Raw genomic sequence first — 24,441 nt, forward strand, 5'->3', positions numbered from 1 at the left:
AGTCCTGGGTTGAGCCGGGGTCGGGAAAGCCGGCGACGGATCATCGACCGCTCGGGACCACAGACGACAGCGAATGTTGCGCGCGGCGAGAAAGAACACTTCATGCGCAGCTTTGATACTGGTTTCGCGCTTCGTCCTTGCGATGCGCTGTGCGCGGTCGCCGCGTGCGGCGGCCGGGAGCGCACGGCATGACGTTCGCACCGCGCGAGCCGCGGGCTGACGCCGACGAGACACTCGATCCGGACGACTGGGACGCACTGCGCGCGCAGGGGCACCGGATGCTCGACGATATGGTCGATTATATCGCCGGCATTCGCACGCGCCCGGTGTGGCAGCCAATTCCAGCGGAAACGCGTGCACGCTTCCGCGCCGGGCTGCCGCGGGCGAGCGCCGATCTCGACGGGATCTATCGGGAGTTTGCCGACCACATCGCGCCTTACACCGCCGGCAACGTTCATCCCGGCTTCATGGGGTGGGTCAACGGGGGCGGCACCGCCGTCGGAATGCTGGCCGAGATGCTGGCGGCCGGGCTGAACGCCAATCTCGGCGGCCGCGATCACGTTCCGATCGAGGTCGAGCGCCAGATCGCTCTGTGGGTGCGGCAGATGTTCGGCTTTCCCGATACCGCGAGCGGCATCTTCGTCACGGGGACATCGATGGCGAACCTGATGGGGGTGCTGGTGGCGCGCGCGGCGCGGCTCGGCCCGTCGGTGCGCGAGCGGGGTCTGTCGGATCGCGGCGCCGGTCTCACCGCCTATACGTCGGCGGCGACGCACGGTTGCATCGCGCAGGCCATGGACCTCGCCGGCTTCGGCACCGACGCGCTGCGGCGGATTCCGGTCGATCGCTGCCATCGCATCGGTGTCGATGCGTTGCGTGCGCAGGTCGCAGTCGATCGCGCTGCCGGTCTTGAACCGTTTCTGGTGATCGGCTCGGCCGGGACCGTCGACATCGGGGCGATCGACGATCTGGCGGCGTTGCATGCGCTGTGCCGTGATGAGAACCTGTGGCTGCACATCGACGGTGCGTACGGCGCGCTCGGTATCCTGTCGCCGGAGATCGCACCGCGCCTTGCCGGCATCGAGAGCGCCGACTCCATTGCTTTCGATTTCCACAAATGGGGACAGGTGCCCTATGATGCGGGTTTCCTTCTCGTCCGCGACGGCGAGCAGCACCGGCGGACGTTTGCGGCGCCGGCGGCGTATCTGCGTCGGGAAACGCGCGGGCTCGCGGCGGGCTCGCCGTGGCCGTGCGACTACGGGCCGGATATGTCGCGCGGATTCCGCGCGCTGAAGACGTGGTTCACGTTGAAAGCCTACGGCACCGACAAGCTCGGCGCGATGATCGCCCGGACCTGCGCGCTCGCGCGCTGCCTCGAAGCGAAGGTCGCCGCCGAGCCGAAGCTCGAACTGCTGGCGCCGGTGCAACTCAACATCGTGTGCTTCCGCTATCGGTCCGACGATACCGACAGGGTCAATGCCGGGATCGTCGCATCGCTGCACGAGTCGGGTATAGCGGCGCCGTCCACGACCACGCTCGACGGCCGGCTGGCGATCCGCGCGGCGATCGTCAATCATCGCACCGGGGTGCGCGACATCGAAGCGCTGGTGTCGGCGGTGCTGGAATTCGGCGCGCGTGAATCCGAAGTTCGCCAATTTGAAGCCCGCGAAGCCGGACGCTGAGACGAATCGCGCTCGCGCTCCGCGTGATATCAGGCGGAGCGCTGCACCCTGGCGTCGGGGCGGTCGGTGGTGCTGTCGCCCGTGTCCGCCAGCTTCTTCTCGTAGGCGATCAGTTTCTTGACCTCCTTGAGCGCCTTGTAGAGGTCGCCGTTGAGGATGTCGTTGTTGATGCCCTCGATGATCGGCCAGGCGTCGGGCATGGTCGTGATGATATCGCGCAACAGGCTGAAATAGGTGCCATGATTGATCTGCGGCTCCGGCGCGAGATACATCAGCTGCACCGCGAGATAGATCAGCTTGGCCGGCGTATCCGCCGTCTCGGGCGTCAGGATATCCTTTTCGCGCAGGATCGGAGTGCGGCCGCCTTCGATCAGCAGCTTGGCGCGCTGATCGGTGTTGGTGATGACGCACGCGCCGATGATGATCCGCTCATGCGGGCGAAGTTCAACCTTCAGCGCCATGGTAGCCCTCCTGTGGTGTTTCGGGATCCGATGACGCCGGGATGTGCGTCGCCGCAAGCAGCCCCGAATAACGCCCATATTCATACCGTCGCCGCGATCCTTTCCGATGATGGTTAACGAAGGGTTAACGGGAGCGCCGAGGCGCCGTCGATGGCCGCAGGAAACTGCAATGTTCGCAAGGGCATCATGACGGCGATTGGCCCGACGGACCGTGGCGAAGCGCCGAAAGCGCATCGACGTTCATTCGAACTGTACCGCGCAAGTTCATGTTTTTTTTAGAGTCCTGGCTCCAGTGTCGCGTTGTCGTCCGATGGAAATGATCGGCGCAACGTACACGAATGTTCACACCAGAAAGGTATGACAATGTCAGGTATCGTTCTCTCGGCGTCCGTGCGCCAGAACCTCCTCTCCCTCCAGTCCACCGCCGATCTGCTCTCCACCACGCAAAACCGTCTTGCCACCGGCAACAAGGTCAACTCGGCGCTCGACAACCCGACCAACTTCTTCACCGCGCAGGGCCTCGACAACCGCGCCGGCGACATCAACAACCTGCTCGACTCGATCGGCAACGGCGTGCAGGTGCTGCAGGCTGCCAACACCGGTATCACCTCGCTGCAGAAGCTGGTCGATACCGCGAAGTCGATCGCCAACCAGGCGCTGCAGACCCCGTCGGGCTATTCGCAGAAGTCGTCGGTGACGACCGCGGCGATTACCGGTGCAACCGCCGACGACCTGCGTGGCACTCCTGTCGGCGGCAGCGCGGCGACCTCGGGCTCCCTGACTGCGGGTGCGTTTACGGCGGTCGACGTCTCTGCCACCAAGTCGATGGCCTTCACCGTTACGGTTGATGGCGGTACGGCTCAGAACGTCACGCTGGATGCTGCGGCCGTTACGGCCTACAACACGGCGCATTCCGCTTCGCTCAACGCTGCCAGCCTGAGTGCGACGGACGTTGCCAACCTCGTGAACGATCAGATTACTGGCGCTGTTGTTTCCGTTGTCGGCGGCAACCTGACCTTCACGTCCAGTTCAACCGGAATCTCGTCCAACGTTGCGACGTCCGCGGTGACTGCGACGAATACCCCGGGCGGTTCGACCGGTATTACAGCTGCGACTGGCACCGCCGGTGCGGCCGCTGTCGCTGGCGTCTCGCCGCTCGATACGCTGACCCTCACGGTCGGCGCGACCGGCGGCGGAACGGCGACCAACATCACCTTCGGCGACGGCACGGCCGGTACTGTCAAGTCGTTGAACCAGTTGAACGACAAGCTTGCTGCAAACAACTTGATGGCAACGTTGAGTTCCGACGGCAAGCTTACCATCAGCACCACCAACGACGCGGCCTCGGCAACGATGGGCACGATCGGCGGTTCCGCCGCGGGTGCTGGCAAGGCGTTCAACGGGCTTGCTGGCGGCGCACCGACCCAGGACCAGAACTCGCTGACGGCTCGTGCAAGTCTCGTCGCTCAGTACAACACCATCATCGACCAGATCAAAACCACGGCGCAGGACTCTTCGTTCAACGGCGTCAACCTGCTGAACGGCGACCAGCTCAAGCTGGTGTTCAACGAAACCGGAAAGTCGACGCTGAACATCCAGGGCGTGACCTTCGACCCGGCCGGTCTCGGCCTGTCGAAGCTGACCTCCGGCACCGACTTCCTCGACAACGCCTCGACCAACAAGGTGCTCGACACGTTGAGCAACGCCTCCAGCTCGCTTCGCTCGCAGGCGTCGGCCTTCGGTTCGAATCTGTCGGTGGTGCAGATCCGTCAGGACTTCAACAAGAACCTGATCAACGTGCTGCAGACCGGCTCGTCGAACCTGACGCTGGCCGACACCAACGAGGAAGCGGCCAATAGCCAGGCGCTGTCGACCCGCCAGTCGATTGCGGTCTCCGCCCTGGCGCTGGCCAACCAGTCGAACCAGAGCGTGCTGCAGTTGCTGCGCTAATCGTAAACGACTTATCAGACAACGAAAACGGCGGGGGAAACCCCGCCGTTTTTGCGTTTGCCGGCCCCGCAACCTCATTCTGAGCCGGATCGCCAGCAGCAGCTCACAACCTCCTGACGAAACAAGATAGAATCGTCGCGAGACACCGGTTCGAACTTCTGGATACTTTGTTGAGCACAGCGCGCCAAAGCCCTTGGCTACCTTGCGTTTCAAGCCTCGAATTCAGAAAGCGCTTCAGATATCACGAATGGGGGACGGGAGGCCGCAGCGGCGTCGATGGCGGGCATTAATCTGCTGTTAACCATAAATTAAAACGTCTCGTTCACCTTTCCGACCAGGAACCGGCTCTGATGGCGAGCCGGCGTCCGCTCAGGTCAGGGAAGGGCCAGACATGTCCGACATCGTTCTCTCGACATCCGTTCGCCAGAATCTGCTCTCGTTGCAGTCAACAGCCGACCTGCTGGCGACGACGCAGAATCGTCTCGCCACCGGCAAGAAGGTGAACACGGCCCTCGACAACCCGACCAACTATTTCACCGCCGCCGCGCTCGACAACCGCGCCCACGACATCAACAGTCTGCTCGACGGCATCGGCAACGGCGTACAGGTGCTGCAGGCGGCCAACACCGGCCTGACCTCGCTGCAGAAGCTGGTCGACACCGCGAAGTCGGTCGCCAATCAGGTTCTGCAATCCCAGGCCGGCTATTCGCAGAAGTCGTCGGTAGCGAGCCTGCCCGTGACGGGCGCGACCGCGCTCGATCTCAGAGGCACGACACCGTTTACGAACGCAGCCGCGACGCCCGGCACCGCCCTGAAGACCGGCACCTCCAACGCTGCCGCAACCGGCACCACCTTTATCAATACGCTGACCAACGGCGCTACCGCGACGCTGACCGGCCCCGTCGCCGGCGACAGCTTTTCCGTCAACGGCAAGACCGTCACGTTCTCCGCGTCCGGCGCGGCCACCACCGACGCCTCTGGAAACGTCACGATCGGCATCGACCAGACGCTGAGCGCGCTGACCGGCGTGATCGATACGCTGGACGGCAACACCGTGCCCGCGACGGCATCGGCCGTGAGCGGAACCGGTCAGATCGCGCTCAACACCGGTATCGCTCATGACCTGACGCTGGCGGACTCCACGCCGGGCGTGCTCGCAAAGCTCGGCCTGACCACGGGAACGACAGCGCGCGGCGGCGGCGCGGGAAACCTCGACGGCAAGACGCTGACGATCGGGGCAACGGGCGGTGGCGTCGCGACCAGCATCACTTTCGGCGACGGCACCAACGGCACCGTCAAAAGCCTCAACGGCCTGAACGCGCAGCTCGCCTCCAACAATCTTCAGGCCTCGATCGACGCGACGGGCGCGATCACGATCTCGACCTCCAACGAGGCCGCCGCCGCGACCATCGGCACGATCGGCGGGACCGCGGCCGGCGCTGGCTATGCGTTCAACGGCCTGGTCGCCGGCGCGCCTGTTGAAGACGCTTCGGTTCAGGCGTCCCGCGCTGGCCTCGTCAATCAGTACAACAACATCATTCAGCAGATCAACACGACGACGGCGGACGCATCGTTCAACGGCATCAATCTGCTCAATGGCGACACGCTGAAGCTCATCTTCAACGAGACCGGAAAGTCCGTGCTCACCATCAACGGCACCAGTACCAATGCAGCCGGCCTCGGACTGTCGACCCTGACGGCGGGCACCGACTTCCTGGACAACGGCTCTGCCAACAGCGTGATCGCGAACCTCGACAAGGCGTCGAGCACGCTGCGCGCGCAGGCTTCGACGCTCGGCGCAAACCTGTCGATCGTGCAGATCCGTCAGGACTTCTCGAAGAACCTGATCAACGTGTTGCAGACCGGCTCAAGCAACCTGACGCTCGCTGACACCAACGAGGAAGCGGCGAACAGCCAGGCGCTGGCCACCCGCCAGTCGATCGCGGTGTCGGCGCTGGCGCTGGCCAACCAGTCGCAGCAGAGCGTGCTGCAACTGCTGCGCTGACGACGCAAGGCGCGACGCCGCGGCGGTCGCAAGTGTTCCGCCTGCCATTTTTTAGGCGCATGTGGAAACACCGGGTAACCTATTTTAAAGGCGGCTCTGGTAGACATACCAGCAGCGCCGAAGCGCGCGCCCGCTGTTTTCCCCGAGGTCTTGAATGTCGAACGCTGCTCAAGCCTATGCCCGGACGGCTCAAACCTCGTCATCTCCCCGTGAAATCGAGGCTCAGGCTTTGCTGAAGGCGGCGCGGCAGCTTCAGGAGATCCAGAACAACTGGACGGGTCCGGACAAGAACATGCACAACGCGCTGCTGTTCAACCGCCGTCTGTGGTCGATCTTCATGAGCGCAGCGGACAGCGATGACAACCAGCAGCCGCTGGAGGTCCGCCAGAATATCGCCAACATCGGCGTCTTCGTGATGAAGCAGACGATCGACATGCAGATGAATCCCGACCCCGCGAAGCTGAAGTCGCTGATCGACATCAACTGCAATCTCGCGGCGGGTTTGTCCGGGCGGGCGTAACGCCTGACTTCATCGACGGAGCCGGATCATGGCCGACGTCCTGAGCATCCTGGCGGCGAACTACACGACGGTCGGGCAGAACGTCAATCTCAGCACCGGCAAGTACGTCGACGTCGATCCCAAGGCCTTCGAGGGCACCTGGAGCGGCAAGTACGCCAACCAGAAGCCGTTTTCGGTGACGATTTCGAACGTCAATGGTTTTCGCGCCAAGGCCAAGTATCAGTACGGCAGCACGATCAAGTATCAGGACGTCCTGATCAAGAACAACGCGTTCCGCGTCGGCGATTCAAAATTCGTGCTGACAAAGGCCGGCACCGCGCAGGTCAGCACGGTCATGAGCAATCCTGCGACGGGCGCGAGCACGCTCGAGACGGCTTACGTCCAACAGGGCTGATCGGTCGCGCAGCGTGCTTTCCGGTTCGGCCATCGCGAGCCAAGCGGTTACGCCTGTCGGTCGGTCGCCGGGTCCTGCGCACGCTCGGCCTTCACCAGATCGAGCGCGCGGAAATAGGCGCGCCGTCGCAGCATCGCCTCTTCGGGGAACTGCTTCACGACCAGGCTCGTCCGGTTGTCGACGACCTGATAGACCATCGAGGCGGCATCGCGATCGACGATCACCTGACGCGACAGCGTATCGCCCGATGTCCGCGGATCGTTACGGACGCGCGCACTCACGTCCGCCGCGGTGACGCTCTGGCTCGGGGGAAGTTGAGTCGCGACAGCATCGTCCGCGGCGCTGCTCGCCGGCTGAACGACTGCCGTTGCGACCGGTGCCCCGACCGGCTTGATGCTGAAATCCGTACCCATGGTCGCCTCCAGGCTCCCTTCGAGTCAAATCCCAACCCCCTTTAGGCCGCAAGCTTAACGCCCGTCTCTGAACGCCACGTTAGAAAACGTGTTCAACACCGTGCTGCCGGCAACGCGGCAATTTGAATCGAATTGGATTCGAAAGCGCGCGGGCAGGGCGCAGCGCGCCTTCGTTCGCGAGGTTTTGAACGCGGAAGCGGGCCCTACCAGTTGAACCGGACCCCGACGACGCCCTGGACCGAGGCGTACCGCTCGGCGCCGTCCACCGACCAGCGACGGTCGACATGGCCATAGAGGCTGGTGGTCTGCGTGATCCGGGCCGTGAATCCCGCGCCCAGTTCCAGCGAGGTGTTGCCGAACCGGTTCTCGATCGCCGGCGAATCCCCGAAGCTGATCCGGTCGACGCCGCCGAAGCCGTGCCAGAGGTTGGCCTTGAGGTAGGGCTGCCACAGCGTTTGCCCATCTTGGGTCGTGTATTGCAGCCGCCCGCCGAAACGTCCGGTCACCGCGTTATTTGCATCCCACCCGACCGTCGAAAAAGCGTCCCGGCTGCGGTTCACCGACATGGTCTGGTAAATGATCTGCGCCTGCGGCTCGATCTGCCAATGCCGGCTCAGGCGGATCGGATAGCCCCCCTCCAGCGAGGCGGTGAAGCCCGTGCCGCTGGTGCTCATCCCCGATTGGTAGAGCGACGTCGCCCTCGCATCGAACCAGTTCTCCTGGACCACCGCGTCCAGGTACCAGCCCGAAGGGCCGAAATGGGTCCAATAGCCGCCCGCCGCCGGCCCTTGCAGGGCCAGTTGGCCGACCTGCAAGTTCTGCTGGCCCAATGCGAAGCCGCTGATGGAGGAGCGGTAGCTGGTCTCGGCGATATAGAGGCCGACATGGTCGCGATGGCCATTGTCGTGCAGGCTTCGATAGATATCGAAGCCCGCCTGGATGCCAACAAGACTGGCGTTGCGGGCGCGGGCATCGACGGTGCCGGACCAACTGCTGTTGCCACTCTCGCCAATGAGCCGTGCCCAGGTGCCGTTCCCGAATTTCCCGGAAGCTGTCTGGTTCGGGATATTCATCTCCTCGCCCACCCGCTCATGCAGCGTGCCGAGGGTTGCCAGGCCCATGTCGCGGCCGATGGCCGGGATGGGGGTGTAGAGGGGAACCTCCGGTCGATAGAGCGGAATGACCGGCTCTGGCGCCGGTGGCGTCGGGCTGGGCGGATCCGGGATCGCGTTCAGGGTGGAGCGCAGGAACCAGTCCTGCGCGCCCGAGCTGCCGCCCCGGAACAGGAGATACTCAAAGGAGCCGGCGGCGACGCGCCCGGCGAGAGCGAACGCGCCCGGCTGGGTAGCGCCGCCGTTGACCGCCTGCACGAGGCGGATGCCGTCGCCCACGGTCAGTGCGCCGGACCCGCCGGCATTGGTGACCGACAGCGCGGTCGTGCCGCTCGCCGTCCCGCCATTGATCACCAACAAATTCGTGGGGGAGTTGTCGGCGCCGAGATAGGTGTTGAAGGCGATCCGGCCGCCCTGGCCGACATAGCTGCCCGTGGTCAGCGTCGAGAACCCGCTGGACAGCGGCACGAACTGGATCAGCCCGGCATTGGTGATCGTGCCGGTGGCGTTGGACGTGCCGGTGATGGTCCAGGCGCTGGACCCGTCAATGCCGATATCGGCCGCGTTGGCCGCCTGACCGGTCCACCGGCTCGCGGCCAGTGAGGTATTCGGAGTGTTGCCGGTGTCGGCGATGAGATCGCCGGTCCAGTTGGTCGCGTTGAAGGTGGTGTTGACCACGTTACCCGTACCCGTCACCCGCAAGGCGCCGGCGACCCCGCCCAGTCCGTTCAAATTGAGGGTGAGGTTGCTGGGCGTCACGCCCCCGGATCCCGCGGTCACCGTGGCGAGGGCGGCCTGGCCCCCGACGATGCCCGAGGTGGTCGCGATCGGCCCGTTCAGGGAGATGGCGCCGATGCCGCCCTCGGACAGGATGAGGGGCCCCAGGCTGGAGGCCAGGCTGCCGCCGGTGACGGTCACCACGCTCGGATCGACCGCCGTGCCGCCCACGATCTGGATCGCGGCGGCGCCGGCTCCCGTCACCGCCACGGCCGTATTCGTGGCGGTGAGCGTGCCGCCATCCTGCGCGCTCAGGCCATTCGCGAGCGCCCCCGACGTGGTGAAGGTTCCGCCGGTGAGGGCGACGGTGGCGTCGGGGAACTCGGCCCTGGCACCGTCCGCGTCGTTGCCGGCGGTGGTGACCGAGACGTTATCCGCAACGATGGTGCCATCGCTATAGGCGTAGAGGCCGTGCCCGCCCACGCCGGAGGTGGTGATGCGGCCGCCCGTCAGCGTCACCGTGCCCCGGTCTTGGGCGAATGCGCCGTTGCTGTTGTCGCCGCGAACGTCGATCTGGACATTCGTGGCCGTCAACCGGGAGCCCACAGAAGCGATTAAGGCCGCAGAGTAAGTTCCCTTGACCAGGATGGAGCCGCCGGTCAGGTGGACCTCACCACCATTATAGGCGATGGCGCCGTCGGCCGTGTCGCCCTCGATGACGATGTGAAGGTCGGTCCCGGTGATGCGGCTGGGGCCGTAGGCGTACAATCCCTCGGACGAGGCTCCTGTCGTGGTGATTGTCGCCCGCGTGAGATCGATCGTGCCGTTCGTTTCCGTCAGAACGCCGTGGGCCTGCCCGTCGGTGCCCGCGGTCTTGATCGTCAGGTCGTTGCCGACGATGGCCCCGCCGTTGGCCTTCAAGCCGAAGGAAGTGTCTCCATGGACCGACACGCTGGTGTTGCTCAAATTGGCTGACGCGCCCGCGCCCAGGACGGAGACGCCCGTTGCGCCCTTGGCGAATGTCTCGATGGTCAGGCCGTCTTGCGTGGTGAGCGTTCCGCCGCTTTCGACCAGAATACCTGTGGAGTCAGTCCCGCTCGTCGTTAGCGTACCGCCCGAGAGGACGATGTGCCCTAGTCCCGAGACCTCGGCCCCGAAAGCGCTGCCAGCAGTGGTCGCGATGATGACGCCATTGCCAGTGTATGATCCGTCCCCTGACACACCGATCGCTGGCGTATTGACCGTGCTGCTCGTTCGACTGACGCCATCGTCCGTGCAGGCCCCGGTGGTCAAATTGACAGACCCCGGTGGGAGTGGGGAGCATTGCCCATAGGCCTCGCCAGAGAAGACCAGCGTCGCGCCGAGAGCGATGACTGAATAAGAGAGTGAGAAGCCGGACCTGAATTTTGGCGCGTGCAATTGGCTTATGGGCGACCGGTAATTGCGCTCTGAGTCAGTCGTTGCCTTGCCCTCCGGGCTTGTTCGAACTCTGTACATGGCTTCCCCCTCAGCTCGCGATGGACCATGCTTCTCTGTTTCTCTGTTCTTCCCTCAGCGTTTCTATGTTCTTAGGCGAGACAGCGTATTATGATTCTCTCTCTCTCTCAGCCGAGGCCGCATCATCGCAAGTTTGATTGAGAGCATTTTCTTCACGTGAACCGGATTCCACCTGGCCGGAAAATACTCTACAGCGACCGGCTCACCGCGATCGGGATCGTGTGCTGGCGCGGCGGCGCGCTGCGCTGGCCGTTTGCTGTGTAGGTCTGCGGCATGGCGCGGCGCTGCGCCTCTGCGCTGACGCCGCGCACGATGCCTTCGGAGACCGCGTGCGCGGTCGCGAGCACCGTCAGATTCACCTGAAGTATCGCGCGGAAGGTGTCGTGGTGGCGTTGCAGGGCGGTGAGCAGCTCGGGCGTGGACTGCGTCATGTAGGCCTGACTTCTCTTGAAATGGCTGATGGCGCCGGCGTAGCGGCGCGACAGCTCGCTCTTCTGTTTCCCGAGCGCCATGCCCTCGCGAATCTTGCCGGCGCGCACCAGTTCGGTTTCGCGCTCGATGACGGCGAGCAGCGCATTCATGGTGTCGAGCATGCCGTCGGCGAGTTTGCGTGCGTCCGCTGGTGTCGCGACGGGCGGCAAAACGGGGGACGCCTGTTGCGCCTGTGGGGTCGCCGTCATGGAGTCTCCTTCGCAGCAGGCTGGGTCTGGTTCGCCTGTTGCATGATGAGGGTGCGGAACACCGCGTCGGACACGCCGACGCCGCCGGCTTGGGCGAACGATTTGGAATACTGCTCGGTCAGCATCGAGCGCCATACCCCGGTGCCCGGCGTGTCGCCAAACGGGCCTTCACCCTTCAGGCCCGTGGTCATCTGCGAGAACATCGAATTGAGGAACATCGCCTCGAAATCCTGCGAGGTCGTCCTGGCTTTCTGAACCGCCTGCGGAGAAACTTTCTCCAGCGCTTGCTGGAGCTGCGGGTCGGGGCGGCCGTTCGGCATCGGCATCATCGCCTTGCGCGGGATGCTGCGATAGGCGCTCGCGATCAGGCTGCCGTCGATCCGGGATTGCATCACATCACCTCGATGTCGGCTTCGATCGCGCCGGCCGCCTTGATCGCCTGCAGAATGCCGATCAGGTCGCGCGGCCCGATGCCAAGGCCGTTGAGGCCGTCGACCAGCTCCTGAAGCGAGACGCCGTTCTTGACCAGCGCGAGCTTCTTGCCGTCCTCGGTCACGCCGACGGCGGTGCGCGGCGTCACCACCGTGCGTCCGCGCGACAGCGGATTGGGCTGGCTGACCTGCGGACTCTCGGAGATGGATACGGTAAGGTTGCCTTGCGCTACCGCGACGGTGGCGACGCGGACGTCGCGTCCCATCACGATGATGCCGGAGCGCTCGTCGATGATGATTTTCGCCGCAGTATCCGGCTCGACCTGCAACTGTTCGATCTCGGTCAGAAGCGCAACGACGTTGCCCTTGAATTCCGCCGGGATGGAGAGTTGCACCGTGGACGGATCGATCGGCTCGGCGGTCTTGGTGCCGAGGAAATCGTTCACTGCGGCGGCGATGCGCTTGGCGGTGGTGAAATCGCCGTTGCGCAGCGCCAGCCGAACGTTCGGCATCTTGTTCAGCGCGAACTCGATCTCGCGTTCGACGATGGCGCCGTTGGCGATGCGCCCGTTGGTCGGCACCCCCTTGGTGACGCTGGCGGCGGCGCCTTCCGCGGCGAAGCCGCCGATCGCGAGCGAGCCCTGTGCCACCGCATAGACATTGCCGTCGGCGCCGAGCAGCGGCGTGACCAGCAGGGTGCCGCCGTGCAGGCTTTTGGCGTCGCCCATCGCCGACACCGTGACGTCCATGCGGGTGCCCTGGGTGGCGAAGGCCGGCAGGTTGCCGGTCACCATGACGGCCGCGACGTTGCCGGTGCGGATGGTGGCGCCGCGGATGTTGACGCCCATGCGTTCCAGCATCGCCTGCAGCGACTGCTTGGTGAAGGGGATATTGTTGAGGGTGTCGCCGGTGCCGTTGAGGCCGACCACGAGGCCGTAGCCGATCAACTGGTTTTGCCGCACACCTTCGATGTTCGCGAGATCCTTGATCCGCGAGGTCGCGTGCGCAGGCGTCATCAGCGGCGCCAGCGCGACAAGCGCCGCGACGGCGATCCGGACGATCCTTGAAATACCAACGCCAGGCATCCTCTGCTCCCCGCTGAGGGTTCGGTCCGGCTGGCCGCCACTCCCATGACGGTCATCCGCCGTTAACCATGCGAGGGCCGTGCCATTGCGGCCTTTCGCCTATAATATTGATATCGTTGTTGTATTTGTGCGGCGGGCCGATCCCTGCCGGCGGGAGGCGGCGGCGAAGTTGCCGTCATCGGCAGTTTTTGCCGGGCGTTCACGCTTCGTTAACCATAACGGTTCACGGTTCCCGTGCCGATCATCCGGCGCGGCATTCCTCCGGCGGCGGGCGGCGAGGCTTCCGAACCGGCGTGGCGTGGTTCGTGACCCCATCACAAATCGGTGAGAGGCGGCGATGCGAATTTATGGAGCGAACGGCACGACGCAGGCGACACAGGCCACCCCCGCGCGGCGGAGAGGTGGAAGCGAATTTTCCCTGCCGGACCTGACCGCGACGGCGGAGAGCCGGGCCGCCGCCGCGCCGAAGGCAACAGCGACCATCGATGCGCTGCTGGCGTTGCAGGGCGTCGAGGAGGATCCAGTGGAGCGGCGCAGGCGCTCGGTGCAGCGCGGCAGGGGCGCGCTCGACGTGCTCGACGATCTCAAGATAGGCCTGCTGTCCGGCAACTTCGACGCCTCCACGGTGGCGCGGCTGCGTACCGCCGCCGCCGATCTGAAATCGTCTTCTGGCGATGCCGGTCTCGATGCGGTGCTGTCGGAGATCGAATTGCGGGTCGAGGTCGAACTCGCCAAAGCCGGACAATACTGAGAGCCGCAAGGCGTGCCGGCGAGGCCGGGGCTGGAGGGCTGTGTTGATCTGATCCGGCGGTATGAACCGACCTGGAGGTTCCCTCGGGCGTCCGCCCAGAGCCGTTAAGGGGCCGCGTCTTTCGTCGCTGCGATGTTGTTTGTCACAGAGTGCCGCTATATAAGCTCCGCCGCAGCCGGACAGTCCGGCGCCTTGCACGGACTATGGAATGCATTTGGAAAAACTGAAGAATTACAGGCCCTCCGACAAAGAGCCGTTCATGAACGAGCACCAGCGCGAATATTTCCGCGCCAAGTTGCTGGCCTGGAAGGACGAAATCCTCCGCGAATCGAAGCTCACGCTGCAGACGCTTCAGGAAGAGAACGTCAATCATCCCGATCTCGCGGATCGCGCGTCCTCGGAAACCGACCGTGCCATCGAACTGCGGGCCCGCGACCGGCAGCGCAAGCTGATTTCCAAGATCGACGCCGCCTTGCAACGGATTGAAGACAACACCTACGGCTATTGCGAGGAAACCGGCGAGCCGATCTCGCTGAAGCGGCTCGAGGCCCGTCCGATCGCGACGCTCTCGGTCGAGGCCCAGGAGCGCCACGAGAAGCGCGAAAAGATCTATCGGGACGAGTGACGGGTAGGATCCGCGGGAAGCCGACCGGATTTCGTATGCCGACACACTCAGACCGAGTCGATGACGGTCTAAGAGTGAGTCGGTTGGTGTTTCAATTTGTACTCAACCTATGCGTCCTAACTAAAGACGCGTTCTCAGCCCGTCTACGTCCAGCGACTAAAGGCCGTATGATGACGGTCTAGGCATTAGTTGGTGGGTTCCTGATCGATTGATTGCTCGCATCCGTGATCCGGCCGAGCTCTGTCGGTCATAGGGCTCGCGAGTGCATCCCTGAGAATGACATTTACTTTACAGCATCGGGTCCTCGGGCACTTCACCGAATTTCCGTTGCACCTTGCAAGAGCTGTAGCCGCCAGTGGCCAAATCCGCTTTCGCGCTGAACACCACGGCTCCGCCGTATGTACGGCACAAGCCTTCAGCGCTTTCGACAGCCGACGTCAAAGTGGGGCGCTCCACCAATACCCAAGGCTCGAAGTCGCCACGATCGAGCCTTTCATAGGGCTGGACCAAGTATACATCGATAAGCTTGGACATCGTCTTCGTCTCTGCGCCGCGAGCCAAAACCGACATGTCCGTAGCAGAAGGGGGTTAAGAAGAAACGACATGAGAGCCGGTGGCTGCGATTGCGATTACGGAGGTCTTTTCTCTTTCCGGAGCACCTACGCCCCGCTGCGGAAGCCCCGGAAAGCCGGGGAAAAGCCGACTGTCGTCGATTGACCGGGTGCGGCCTCTCTGAATCAATCATTCCGATTAGAGCTAACTTATAACAACCTCGGGGGCGAGGATGGATTCGATCCTTCGTGTTCTGATGCCCTTCTTTGGGCCGAAGAACTATTCGGAGATGCTTTGGAAGATCGCTTTGGCCGACTTCTGGTTGACCTTGGCGTGTACATTCCTGGCTCGACAAGATCCTTGGGTGGAAAGTCTCTTTTCGCAGATCGAGCATCTGCCCGGCTTCAAAGAGTTCGCCACGGCGGTAAAGGCCCCTGAGATCAATGTCGGCGGGTTCGCGATCGCATTGGCGGTACTCATCTTCAGCAGAGTCACCCATTTTCACGACCGGATTTCCGATTTTTTCAAGATCAGGGCCCGGTTCGACCGCGCAAATATCCTTCTCCCGCTCGCGGTGATGTCGGGTGTGCAAATGACTGCCCGGCAGATCCAGAATCTCGAGCGAGATCGCCATCCGCTCATGAGAGGGACTTTCTACAAATATGCATCCAGCAGAAGCGAAAAGCCGCTGGTGGACAAGCACGACATCGAAAGCGCGCTCGAAGCATGGCACATGTATTGGGTCGCCTTGGAGTGGTTCTTCATACTGACCGGCTTCGCGATTTTGTCGGCAATTGCACGATCATCCTGGTTACTCGTCGTCTTTTGGGTCGCTTCAATGGGCGCACTCCTGTTCATGAACCTTCGGTACGGACTGCTGGAGCGGAGAGCCGATCCGCAAATACAGCAGATCGCTGAGAACGACGAGGCGAATACCGCTAACCGCAAGGCGTTTGCGGAGTCGGCCAGCTGATGCGGTACAAGATCGGCAAGGATATCGTCATCAGGAGCGAGAACGCCGCCAAGCCGGAGGCCCAGAGCTCAGCCTATCTCAACAGGCTGATTTCGCGGCTGGAACCGGTTCGCTCTAGTTTCGACTTCGGGTGTGGCAAGCTCCGGTATGAGCGGGTTATTGCGAAGACTACCGACATTCTTGGGCTGGTGGATTCCGAAGTGCAGTTCTCAAGAACGCAAATGATCCGCGGGCGGTTGACGACGATCCGCGATCACGTCCGAAGGTCTAACCACGTCGAGGCCTATACCGTAGGACAGTTCGCTTCCCAGGCGCACAGGTACGATCGGGGCTTCTGCATTAACGTTCTTTCGGTCATCCCTTCGGCAAGCGTTAGACTGGGCATCGTTCAGTTGATCAGAGCCAAGCTCAAGCCGGGCGCCACCTGCTTGTTCGTCGTCCTCTACCGGAATTCGGATTTTACCAGGATGCAGCGCCTTCCGAACTGCCAGCCTTACGGCAACGGATTTCTTATGGATTCACTCCGCGGCCACTCTTTTTACGGCCTGATACCGCCGGACGAGCTCGCCAGCCTGGTTAACCGCGCGGGCTTCGTGGTCGAATCCACCGTGTTGGACGAGGGCACTGCCTACCTTTGGGCAAAGGTGCCTGAAGACGTGCGAGGCCCTGTCCACTTCTCGATCCGGGAGACGCCTGAGAACTTCCAAATACGTGCGGCCCCGTAAGCCGATCCGAGCCGTGCTATTGAATGACGCGCAGATGTTTCGGGCGGCCCTTGTCGTCACCTGGCAGGTCGATCGAATAGGTCAGAGCGATTTCGTTTTGATGCATGCTCAGCATCGCCGACAGGTCATAGAGCGAATAGTTCAAATCTTGCATGTGCAGCGACACCAGTTCGCTGATGGTGCGCGGTGTTTCCGGAGTGAAGTCCAGTTCGGGCGGCTCGCGCAGCTTGATCTTGTGGATGTTGAACTGTTTCCAGATGTACTGCGCCTGGCCCTCGTTGAGGGCGCCGGCGCGCTTTGCGGCGAACACCAGCGACGCCATCGAAACGCGCCACTCGGGCTTCAAGGCCGCGAGCAGTGGCAGGTCGACCTTGCGGCCTACGAAATACGGCTTCACGTCTTCCGTCGGAAGCAGCAAGTTCGACGCGAACTGGTTGGCTTCGTCTTCCATTTCTGGCGTCGGGAATTTGTGCATTACGATGTGGCCGAGCTCGTGTGCCAGCGTGAAGCGCATTCGATCGGCGGGCTGACTGGAATTGAGGACGACGAGTGGAGGCATGCCCGCGATCGAGAAGGTCACGCCGCTGATCGACGAGCCGCCGAAATCCGAATGCGCCACAATGATGCCGGCGTCCTCAACCAGCGCAGTGAGGTCCTCGATCGGACCCTCCGGCACCTGCCAGAAGCGCCGCACCAGGTCGGCGATGGCCGCGGGGTCGTTGCCGTAGGAATCCGAGTCGAACCGCGGCAGCTTGCGCACGGGATCCAAGTCTGTGGCGTCGAGCAAGCGCCGCAGGTGCATGATCCGGATGTTGAGTTCGGCAATGATCCGATGGACTTCCGGCGCCGGCACGTCGGTCTTCTTACGCCACATCGGATGCACGCTGACCGGGGCGCCGTAGACCGTGTCGGTCTGCTTGAAGAAGGCGGCCGGCAGCGTGAACAATTTGGAGGCGGATTCGAGAAGGGCCTCAGTCGGCTCCTTGAGGCCGGTTTCGACGCGGGACAGTTCGACAGGCGGCACACCGAGTCCCGCAGCGGCCTCGCCCTGCTGCAATCCTCGAAGTTGCCGCGCGAGGCGCAGCATGTTTCCGGTCGTTCCCATAAAAGCTCCCATACGCATACGCCGACGATTCGGTTTAACAACTGATAACCGGGCAATCCGCTCGGTCACGAAGCGTCGCGGGACTTCTTTTTGGCATCCTCAGACTTGAGCTTGGCGCGCCGCCGGCCGGTGGCCGGCATGGGTGCCGGTTTGCTCGGGAAGCGGATGGTCTCTTGGACGCCGCCGAGCAATTCATACGACCACAGCACTCCAGCGCCGTTGCGGGATGTGACGTGCAGGCTGTCGTACCCCGTCCGCATCGCGTTCAGCTTCCAGCAAATCTCGACTTTCATGGCTTCCGGCGCGTCCGGGAAGGCCAGCGTCGGGTTCAAGAATCTATCGTTTGCGCCGGTCCGAACATTCTGTCCCGCGCCGCTGCGGTCGGCCTTCTTGAAGCGGACGAGCACGGTGTTGGCGAAGAGGAAACGGGCGGTCGCCTTGCCCTTGAAGACCTTCACGCCTGGCTTGTCATCGAATTCGACGATAGCGGCTTGGACAACGCAGTCGAAAATCTCGGCGGCGTCTGTCCGCTTGTACAGATTGCCAGCGCCGCGTCGCGAGAGATAGGCCTTGAAGCCAATGTCCACTACCCGGCGGACGCGTTTATCGAATGGTGCGAGGGCAGTGCGGACCAAGGGTTCGACAGGCATGGGCATCGGCAGAATCTCGCGCTGTGACTACGGCGATCATGCCCATCTCAACGCCAAAAACAAGGAATTTATTTCAAATTTATTTCTATAAACTCGATATTTTCGGTAAGACACTGTTTTATCTAAGTGATAATCTTGTGAACAATTGGATTCATGGATCTATCAGTCACGCTGCGGCTTGCGCTCGGAGGCGAGAGGCGGCGACGGCACTCCACGTTCGGAGCGACCCAAGTGGATCCTTTCTTGAACCATTTGGAATCCCTGGGGGCCAATGGTCGTGCTTCCGCCGGGAAAATGTCCCTTGCGACTCATTATGCAGTCCAGTTTTTATGCTGGCACCGATTGATCGGCACGATCCCGTTCGCCCCAGCCCCGCGATAGCCGCTTCTTGACGTCGTTCCGGGCTAGAACCTTCTCGCAGAGCTCCCAGCGCTCATCCTTTGGCACGACGTCGCCGGCGTACCGCAGATCGAACGCGTTGGCCCGCGCGCGGCGGTTTGTGTAGTTCTTCAATTCGGCCTCGAGTCTCTCCTCATCGTCGATCCAGTCGTCGTCGATGACGTCGGGCAACGTCCCGAAAATGTCGAACCGATCCTTCATGCGGGAGGACAGCTTTGCGTAGACCTTCTCGTCCACCGTGGGTTGAGCAGAGCCATGGTAGAGGAGATTGAGCATGTCCACGCGATCGCGGCGTTGGCCGAACCGTTTGATGCGACCGATGCGCTGCTCGAGCCGGGAAGGATTCCAGGGAAGATCAACGTTGATCAGGGTCCCCAGCGTCTGGAGGTTCAGACCCTCGCAGGCGGCGTCGGTGGCCACAATTAGCCTGATCGTCCGCTCCTTGACCGCCCTCTTGATTTGCTCGCGTTCGACGCTCTTCCACTCACCGTTGATGTAGATTCCCGATTTCCCGGCGCCGGCGTAGACCGCCACCGGCTCCCGCGGAAGCCGCCCAGTCAGCCCCTCGGCCACCCACTTGGTCGTGTCGAAATACTGGCTGAAAACGATGCAGCCGAGCTCCAGCCATCGCCTTTCTTCCAAGAAATATAGGACCGCGTCGAACTTCGGGTCCGTCGGATGGGGCGACAGGACGTCGATGATGGTCTGGAGGTGCCGCCGCTCCTCGTCGATCAAGGTCAGCCCCTCATCGCCGAGCTCAAGTTCGAGCTCCTCGTCGTCCAAGGACCGCCCGGCGAGCAGCTTTTCAGCGGTGGCCAGGCCGCTTGCGTAGCTCGAACACAGGCGCTGCAGCATCAGGCTGCGCATGAAACCGGCCGATTTCTTCCGTTTGCGTAGAACCTTCGTGAACTTGTCAGCCGCCTCATATGCCATATCGAACGCGTGCGATGTCCCAAGACCCAAGCCGTTGAACATCGGCGGCATGTGCGAGCCAGGCAACGGATGGATGTCGACCGGGATCCTGGGGATCAGGCCCATGCGCTCCAGCGTTGACCGCTTCCGCAGCACCACGTGCCGCACCACCGGGTTGTTGCGCTGGAAGAAGCCGAGATCGTCCTTCGGCGTCAGCACGTCGTCGACGAACTGATCGCGACAGAAGGCGTCGTTGATGTCACTGAAGCTGACTTGGGTGACAAAGCGATCGGGCCGAAGCTGGATCGCGTCCCGGACGAACCCGAAAATCACATCATTCTCGGCCGCAGCGGGAAGCGGGTTGCGGAATAGCGGCCAAGCTTCGCGTTCGGACGTCACCTTGTTCTTGCCAGTGATAATCGGGACGGCCTTCTCGGTGGACCGCCAGTCGCTCCAGGCGTCCCCGATTACGTGCTCGGCCCCCATCCCGAGGATCTTGAGAAGGTCCCACATGTCCTCGACGTCCGTCTGAATCGGCGTCGCGGTACCCAGGAGGACATGCCGTGCCCGCTTGGCGATCTCGAACATAAAGGACAGGAGGTTGTTTGCGGTTCGCTCCTTCTCCTCCGGATCCTCCTTCCCGCGGGCCCGGTGCGCCTCGTCCAGGATGACCATGCCGAACGACCGTGACATCAGATGCTTCCGTTCTTCCGTGTTATGGAAGATGAGACCGGTCGAGACGATCGCGATCTGGCGCGGACATTTGACGACGCCCGCAGCGCCGATCGACGGCATCGGAATCTCGTCGGGGTCCAGCCGCCATGCCTTTTCAGTCGAAAGCCAAACGGCTGAAGGAATATTGAGGCGGTCCTTGAGTTCGATCTGCCACTGGGTGGTGAGCGTCGCCGGGCAGAGGATAAGGACGGGGCCATCGCCCAGCAAGGCCGAGACCAGGGCGGCGCCGGCGAGCGACAGGGTCTTGCCGACCCCGACCTCGTCGGCGAGCAACAGGCGGACGCTTCCGTAAGTTTCGCGGTGCTCCAGAAACAGCGACACAAATGCCCGCTGCCAAGGCATCAGCTCCTCGCCCTTGCGATAGATGTCGGCTTCCACCAAGGCGGCCGGCGCCACTTCCGACGGCTTCAGGTCCGCGAGCTGAACTTCGATCCGGCGGGCGCTGCGGCCGATTTCCTCGATGATCGCGTCCGGAAGCGGCTTGCCGAGCTCCCACAGATATTCGAATTCGTCTTCGACCCAGGCTACCCCGTCGGCTGACGTGTCTTCCCAGACGAATTCGTAATTGGCCGACCAGCCCTCGCGGGTCTCGTTAAGGCTGCCCATGAAGGCGGACGATGTCCCGTCCGGACGGTAGATGACCCCGGCCTTGCCATGCACGAAGGGCGCCTGCTTCCGGGAAACCACTCGGATTTCGACGTTCCCGCGGGTGAGAATCTCATAAAGCCGCTGGTATCGCGGCCGGCGAAAAAAGCTCTCGACGGCGTCGTCGACGTCGTTCCACTTTTCCTTGAGAAGCTGCTCGCGGGCCTTTTGCGCCGCGTCGATGTCCAACTGATCGAGATCGGAATTGCAGACGATCCGGACTTTGCCGATCCCTTCGATCTCCTCGTTGATCAGGTCGAAAATCGAGGACCGGAAATAGCCGGCGATCCGCCGATACTCCGAAGCGCCCTTGAGCTGGTCCTTCAAGTAGACGTGTGATAGCCGGCCGAGCCTGGACGAAAACCGCTGAAGATTGCCGCCTCCGACGAGACTGGTGGAGCGGCCCAGCGGATTGACGTCCATTTCTTGCTATCCCAAGCGTTCGTTCCGGATCAGACCGTGGAGAATACGCGCCGCACGCGATTCTGTCTCGTCCACGGCCTCCCGCTTTCGGGCAATGTACTCCGCGATCGCAGCCAGGTCGTCGCGCTTGTTGTGGTAGCTGGGCAGCAGATCCTTGAGGTGGGACAGCACGTCGTCCCCCTCCACCTCGTTTTCCAGTTCGAAAATGGCGTATAGGGCCGCTCGGGTCACCGACGGGCCGAACTCGGGCACCTCGAAGCTGTTCTTCTTGAACTCTTTCGCTGTCCGCAACCGAGCCTTGTTCGGCTCCACGCTCCCCATTAGGGCCCCGTAGTCGCCTACGCGGAATGCCTTCGCGAAATTCTGGTAGTTGTCGAGCTTTCGTAGCGACGTGGTCTCGATGTCCATCATCTTGAAATAGAAGCGCTCCGCACCCGTCAGGCTCTCCCAGAGCTTCGGAGACATATTCTCGGGCACCATGTGCTCATTCGCAACCTGAACTGCAAAATCGATGATCTCGCCGACCAAGTTCTTCTCGCCCGTCCTGCGGGGGCGCAGGGCCTCTTTCGTCATATCCGTGCCGTCGATCTTCTCGTACTTCGTGAGCACGCGTAGCGCGGCCGCATAGCCCGCCATCTGAAGGTCGGCATCCTCGAAGAGGTTCTCGATACGGCCATGGCCTTTCATGTGTTGATTCAGGCCTGCCATGGTATCGATCTGATCGGCAACCTCGGCCCGCACCTCCTGCACGATCTCGTCCTTGTATCCGGCCTCGCTCCCTCCGCGCTTGCGAGCGACTAGAATCACCGTGCCCTGGACGTATCCGCCCTTCTTGAGTTCGGATGTCGTCTCGGTCGCGATGTACCAGGCCGCCATGACCTGCAAGCCCGCACCCCAGAATATCTGAGCCATGTCGGCCCAAACTGCAGAAGACTGATGTGTGAACATCAGGATTTGCAATCCGGAAGACGGCATGTGTTCCGTCATAGTTCGGTACGCACCGACCATGTTGTGCCTAAAATCTTCGCCGTCGCCTTTGATTGCAACGGGCCGACGCGAGTCCCACGTCCAGTCCGGGAACACCTTGCGGCCACTGCCCCGTATCCACGAGATGAAGAACTCGGTGATCTCGTGATAGTTGACCGCGTCCGCATAGGGCGGGTCCGTGATATACACGTGATTGGTGGTTTTGAGGTCAGATACGGCATGTGACGCGACCGTACGGTTGCTCACCAGCGGGAACGACTGAACTTCGGACGTCAGGAACAAATCCTTGATGAGGAAGATGGAAGCCCGACTTGAGTAGTTCCAAAATGTGTTGAGCGCTTGATTGTAGAAGACGTGGTTCGGAAGCTCGCGGGGCCCGCCCAACTGCTTACCGCGAGCGTCCTTCCTGGCGGCCGAAGTGATCCACTGACACATCTTGCTTGCATGGTTCAGAACCGACGGAACGGCAACCAAAAGCGATGGATCATCGATGCTCTTCAAAATGGTGGAGAGGACGACGTAGTCACGGGGCGTGAACAGGTGGTGCCAATAGGTCCACCCGCGCTCCCTGATCGGTTGGTCGGTGTTATCGCCGGCCTCGATCTTCATATCGGGGACAAGTCCAGCCGATTGCCACGACGATAGGTTCTTCGAGACGATACCTTCGATCTTTTTCTCGTTTTTCAGGTCGCGCTCGGTAGGGGCTGCGAAGAACGTCTCCTGTCGGGTCTTGTCTAGTGAGTCCTTCGCGATCCATTGGATGCAATAGAGCCGTTCCTGGAAGACGTCAGTCGGCGCCGGCTTGAAATCTTCCTTGGTCCACAGGCGAAGACCACTCGTATTTGTTCCGTCGGCAGTGCGACGATCTCCTCTGATTGTCTTGATAGGTGTCGAATAGATTTCACCGTCAAGTTCGTACACCAGGCTGTTGTCCCGAACCGTACCGAGATCGGCTTTCGCCAATTCCTCGTCGGATACTCCTGCAACGACCTCGATATTGAACCGCTTGTTGGCATGATCGGGGACAAGACGGCCGATTACGTTCCGTGACTTCGAGATCGCCCAAGTCGTGGACATCGGAACCATCCACTGCGTCTGCGGACATCTCGTCTCGAGACAGTAGAGGTACGCCTTGGCGCGGTCGCCGGCAGCGTTGAACTCGATCCCCAACGAGGCCAACTCTTTGTTCACCTTGATGGCCAGCTTCTTCTCGGCTTTAGCGATTTCGCTGCGACGCTCCTCGTCGGCTCCGATGACGTTGAGGGCACCCCACGTGAGCGTGCATGCGATGGGGTTGAGATCGGAGGCGTAAACGTCGAGGCCCAATCGAGCGGCCTCGAACGGAATCGAGCCGCCGCCGCAGAACGTGTCCGCAATGCTGATCCTTTCGCCAAACCGCTGTTCGCCGATCTCGTTGAGAAGGTCGGCGAGATTCGTCGCCTTCGTGCCTAACCTTGCGTTGATTTCTTTGAGATACGGCCCGGTGAGTTCTTCTTCCTTCACTTCCTCTGGACGCAAGAGCTTGGCGACTCTGGCCGCGTACGGCATTCGCGGTAGGATCGCCGTCATCAGAGCTAGGCGGTCGCCCCGAGGCATCGGTGCGAGCCGTTTTTCCGACTTCCCGTCGAGTTCGATCGTCTCTACAAGTGCGGCGATCTCCGCAGGAGTGCCGTAACTTTCGATTTCTTCGATAGAGAGCGGAGTTTTGAACCGCTGAGAAATTTGTTTGTCGCTCATCCCCATCAGGATTTCGAAGATCTCCAGATCCGCGATATCGTCGCCGGTGGACGGGAGGAGCGAAGCGAGAACGCAGGCTCGCACCAGGACAAGAGGCTTTCGTCCCTTCCAATAGGAGCCAAGCCCGGTCAGAGTCTGACCGAGATTTGCTTTGCGCTCCTTTTGCGCCTCGACAGAAATCTTCTGCGCTGGCCACACGCGCTCGATCAAGGACGGGGTATTCTTGAACGAAAACGGCACCACCTTGGACTTCACGACTTTAGCGTCCATGATCA

At 62.1% G+C, this 24,441-nt stretch carries 20 protein-coding genes; 9 read left to right on the top strand and 11 right to left on the bottom strand.

The window, feature by feature from the left end; translation table 11 throughout:
- Positions 1-188 precede the first annotated feature (188 nt).
- Entirely contained in the window at positions 189-1,682 is a 1,494-nt protein-coding gene (locus NHAM_RS06815; RefSeq protein ID WP_011509850.1) for a pyridoxal phosphate-dependent decarboxylase family protein, read from the top strand.
- Positions 1,683-1,711: 29 nt separating this feature from the next.
- Here NHAM_RS06815 and flbT read toward each other — a convergent pair whose 3' ends face one another.
- Positions 1,712-2,143, bottom strand: a complete 432-nt coding sequence (gene flbT, locus NHAM_RS06820) for a flagellar biosynthesis repressor FlbT (RefSeq protein WP_011509851.1) — start codon at positions 2,141-2,143, stop codon at positions 1,712-1,714.
- A 363-nt stretch (positions 2,144-2,506) separates the two neighbouring features.
- On the opposite strand from flbT, the gene NHAM_RS06825 reads away from it, so the two are divergent.
- From NHAM_RS06825 to NHAM_RS06840, 4 genes are all read left to right on the top strand, one after another.
- A complete protein-coding gene (locus NHAM_RS06825; RefSeq protein WP_011509852.1) occupies positions 2,507-4,093 on the top strand; it encodes a flagellin in 1,587 nt (528 codons plus the stop codon).
- Between the two features lie 391 nt (positions 4,094-4,484).
- Positions 4,485-6,098 (top strand): flagellin, encoded by a 1,614-nt coding sequence (locus NHAM_RS06830; RefSeq protein ID WP_011509853.1) that lies wholly within the window; start codon positions 4,485-4,487, stop codon positions 6,096-6,098.
- Positions 6,099-6,252: 154 nt separating this feature from the next.
- Complete coding sequence (gene flaF, locus NHAM_RS06835; RefSeq protein ID WP_011509854.1) at positions 6,253-6,618, top strand: flagellar biosynthesis regulator FlaF; 366 nt, start codon at positions 6,253-6,255, stop codon at positions 6,616-6,618.
- Positions 6,619-6,646: 28 nt separating this feature from the next.
- Positions 6,647-7,012: a hypothetical protein gene (locus NHAM_RS06840; RefSeq protein ID WP_011509855.1), complete on the top strand. Its 366-nt coding sequence runs from the start codon at positions 6,647-6,649 to the stop codon at positions 7,010-7,012.
- A gap of 47 nt (positions 7,013-7,059) precedes the next feature.
- Here NHAM_RS06840 and NHAM_RS06845 read toward each other — a convergent pair whose 3' ends face one another.
- The 5 genes from NHAM_RS06845 to NHAM_RS06865 all read right to left on the bottom strand — a co-directional run bounded on the left by NHAM_RS06845 (position 7,060) and on the right by NHAM_RS06865 (position 12,947).
- A complete protein-coding gene (locus NHAM_RS06845) occupies positions 7,060-7,425 on the bottom strand; it encodes a hypothetical protein (protein ID WP_011509856.1) in 366 nt (121 codons plus the stop codon).
- Between the two features lie 203 nt (positions 7,426-7,628).
- The gene (locus NHAM_RS06850; protein WP_041357802.1) at positions 7,629-10,547 is read right to left on the bottom strand and encodes an autotransporter outer membrane beta-barrel domain-containing protein; all 2,919 of its coding nucleotides are present in this window, start codon (positions 10,545-10,547) and stop codon (positions 7,629-7,631) included.
- 392 nt (positions 10,548-10,939) lie between these two features.
- Positions 10,940-11,431 carry a hypothetical protein gene (locus NHAM_RS06855; protein ID WP_011509858.1) on the bottom strand — a complete coding sequence of 164 codons (492 nt, stop codon included), beginning with the start codon at positions 11,429-11,431 and terminating at the stop codon, positions 10,940-10,942.
- A complete protein-coding gene (flgJ, locus tag NHAM_RS06860) occupies positions 11,428-11,823 on the bottom strand; it encodes a flagellar assembly peptidoglycan hydrolase FlgJ (protein WP_011509859.1) in 396 nt (131 codons plus the stop codon). The genes NHAM_RS06855 and flgJ overlap by 4 nt, the downstream gene beginning before the upstream one ends.
- Complete coding sequence (locus NHAM_RS06865; protein WP_011509860.1) at positions 11,823-12,947, bottom strand: flagellar basal body P-ring protein FlgI; 1,125 nt, start codon at positions 12,945-12,947, stop codon at positions 11,823-11,825. The genes flgJ and NHAM_RS06865 overlap by 1 nt, the downstream gene beginning before the upstream one ends.
- A 337-nt stretch (positions 12,948-13,284) precedes the next feature.
- Between NHAM_RS06865 and NHAM_RS06870 the strand changes: the two genes are divergently transcribed.
- Together NHAM_RS06870 and dksA are read left to right on the top strand one after the other, a co-directional pair.
- Positions 13,285-13,698 (top strand): flagellar assembly protein FliX, encoded by a 414-nt coding sequence (locus NHAM_RS06870; RefSeq protein WP_011509861.1) that lies wholly within the window; start codon positions 13,285-13,287, stop codon positions 13,696-13,698.
- 259 nt (positions 13,699-13,957) lie between these two features.
- Positions 13,958-14,323 (top strand): RNA polymerase-binding protein DksA, encoded by a 366-nt coding sequence (gene dksA / locus NHAM_RS06875; RefSeq protein WP_245270024.1) that lies wholly within the window; start codon positions 13,958-13,960, stop codon positions 14,321-14,323.
- A 288-nt stretch (positions 14,324-14,611) separates the two neighbouring features.
- Here dksA and NHAM_RS06880 read toward each other — a convergent pair whose 3' ends face one another.
- The gene (locus NHAM_RS06880) at positions 14,612-14,857 is read right to left on the bottom strand and encodes a hypothetical protein (protein WP_157043552.1); all 246 of its coding nucleotides are present in this window, start codon (positions 14,855-14,857) and stop codon (positions 14,612-14,614) included.
- Positions 14,858-15,107: 250 nt separating this feature from the next.
- On the opposite strand from NHAM_RS06880, the gene NHAM_RS26540 reads away from it, so the two are divergent.
- Both NHAM_RS26540 and NHAM_RS06890 read left to right on the top strand, forming a co-directional pair.
- Complete coding sequence (locus NHAM_RS26540) at positions 15,108-15,848, top strand: hypothetical protein (protein WP_011509864.1); 741 nt, start codon at positions 15,108-15,110, stop codon at positions 15,846-15,848.
- Complete coding sequence (locus NHAM_RS06890; RefSeq protein WP_011509865.1) at positions 15,848-16,573, top strand: hypothetical protein; 726 nt, start codon at positions 15,848-15,850, stop codon at positions 16,571-16,573. Before NHAM_RS26540 ends, NHAM_RS06890 begins: the two co-directional genes overlap by 1 nt.
- 16 nt (positions 16,574-16,589) lie before the next feature.
- Here the strand turns inward: NHAM_RS06890 and NHAM_RS06895 are convergent, their stop codons facing one another.
- The 4 genes from NHAM_RS06895 to NHAM_RS06910 all read right to left on the bottom strand — a co-directional run bounded on the left by NHAM_RS06895 (position 16,590) and on the right by NHAM_RS06910 (position 24,436).
- Positions 16,590-17,678 (bottom strand): XRE family transcriptional regulator, encoded by a 1,089-nt coding sequence (locus tag NHAM_RS06895; RefSeq protein ID WP_011509866.1) that lies wholly within the window; start codon positions 17,676-17,678, stop codon positions 16,590-16,592.
- Positions 17,679-17,743: 65 nt separating this feature from the next.
- Positions 17,744-18,334, bottom strand: coding sequence for a hypothetical protein (locus NHAM_RS06900; RefSeq protein ID WP_011509867.1), 591 nt, complete (start codon positions 18,332-18,334; stop codon positions 17,744-17,746).
- Between the two features lie 321 nt (positions 18,335-18,655).
- Complete coding sequence (locus tag NHAM_RS06905; RefSeq protein ID WP_011509868.1) at positions 18,656-21,442, bottom strand: phospholipase D-like domain-containing anti-phage protein; 2,787 nt, start codon at positions 21,440-21,442, stop codon at positions 18,656-18,658.
- 6 nt (positions 21,443-21,448) lie between these two features.
- Complete coding sequence (locus NHAM_RS06910) at positions 21,449-24,436, bottom strand: anti-phage-associated DUF1156 domain-containing protein (RefSeq protein ID WP_011509869.1); 2,988 nt, start codon at positions 24,434-24,436, stop codon at positions 21,449-21,451.
- Positions 24,437-24,441 lie beyond the last annotated feature (5 nt).

It is taken from the genome of Nitrobacter hamburgensis X14, from assembly GCF_000013885.1.
GTDB lineage: Bacteria > Pseudomonadota > Alphaproteobacteria > Rhizobiales > Xanthobacteraceae > Nitrobacter > Nitrobacter hamburgensis.

Coding starts and splice junctions, on each gene's coding strand:
- NHAM_RS06815 (WP_011509850.1), top strand. CDS start 189: ATGACGTTCGCACCGCGCGAGCCGCGGGCTGACGCCGACGAGACACTC.
- flbT (WP_011509851.1), bottom strand. CDS start 2,143: ATGGCGCTGAAGGTTGAACTTCGCCCGCATGAGCGGATCATCATCGGC.
- NHAM_RS06825 (WP_011509852.1), top strand. CDS start 2,507: ATGTCAGGTATCGTTCTCTCGGCGTCCGTGCGCCAGAACCTCCTCTCC.
- NHAM_RS06830 (WP_011509853.1), top strand. CDS start 4,485: ATGTCCGACATCGTTCTCTCGACATCCGTTCGCCAGAATCTGCTCTCG.
- flaF (WP_011509854.1), top strand. CDS start 6,253: ATGTCGAACGCTGCTCAAGCCTATGCCCGGACGGCTCAAACCTCGTCA.
- NHAM_RS06840 (WP_011509855.1), top strand. CDS start 6,647: ATGGCCGACGTCCTGAGCATCCTGGCGGCGAACTACACGACGGTCGGG.
- NHAM_RS06845 (WP_011509856.1), bottom strand. CDS start 7,425: ATGGGTACGGATTTCAGCATCAAGCCGGTCGGGGCACCGGTCGCAACG.
- NHAM_RS06855 (WP_011509858.1), bottom strand. CDS start 11,431: ATGACGGCGACCCCACAGGCGCAACAGGCGTCCCCCGTTTTGCCGCCC.
- flgJ (WP_011509859.1), bottom strand. CDS start 11,823: ATGCAATCCCGGATCGACGGCAGCCTGATCGCGAGCGCCTATCGCAGC.
- NHAM_RS06865 (WP_011509860.1), bottom strand. CDS start 12,947: ATGCCTGGCGTTGGTATTTCAAGGATCGTCCGGATCGCCGTCGCGGCG.
- NHAM_RS06870 (WP_011509861.1), top strand. CDS start 13,285: ATGCGAATTTATGGAGCGAACGGCACGACGCAGGCGACACAGGCCACC.
- dksA (WP_245270024.1), top strand. CDS start 13,958: ATGAACGAGCACCAGCGCGAATATTTCCGCGCCAAGTTGCTGGCCTGG.
- NHAM_RS06880 (WP_157043552.1), bottom strand. CDS start 14,857: ATGTCCAAGCTTATCGATGTATACTTGGTCCAGCCCTATGAAAGGCTC.
- NHAM_RS26540 (WP_011509864.1), top strand. CDS start 15,108: ATGGATTCGATCCTTCGTGTTCTGATGCCCTTCTTTGGGCCGAAGAAC.
- NHAM_RS06890 (WP_011509865.1), top strand. CDS start 15,848: ATGCGGTACAAGATCGGCAAGGATATCGTCATCAGGAGCGAGAACGCC.
- NHAM_RS06895 (WP_011509866.1), bottom strand. CDS start 17,678: ATGGGAACGACCGGAAACATGCTGCGCCTCGCGCGGCAACTTCGAGGA.
- NHAM_RS06900 (WP_011509867.1), bottom strand. CDS start 18,334: ATGCCCATGCCTGTCGAACCCTTGGTCCGCACTGCCCTCGCACCATTC.
- NHAM_RS06905 (WP_011509868.1), bottom strand. CDS start 21,442: ATGGACGTCAATCCGCTGGGCCGCTCCACCAGTCTCGTCGGAGGCGGC.
- NHAM_RS06910 (WP_011509869.1), bottom strand. CDS start 24,436: ATGGACGCTAAAGTCGTGAAGTCCAAGGTGGTGCCGTTTTCGTTCAAG.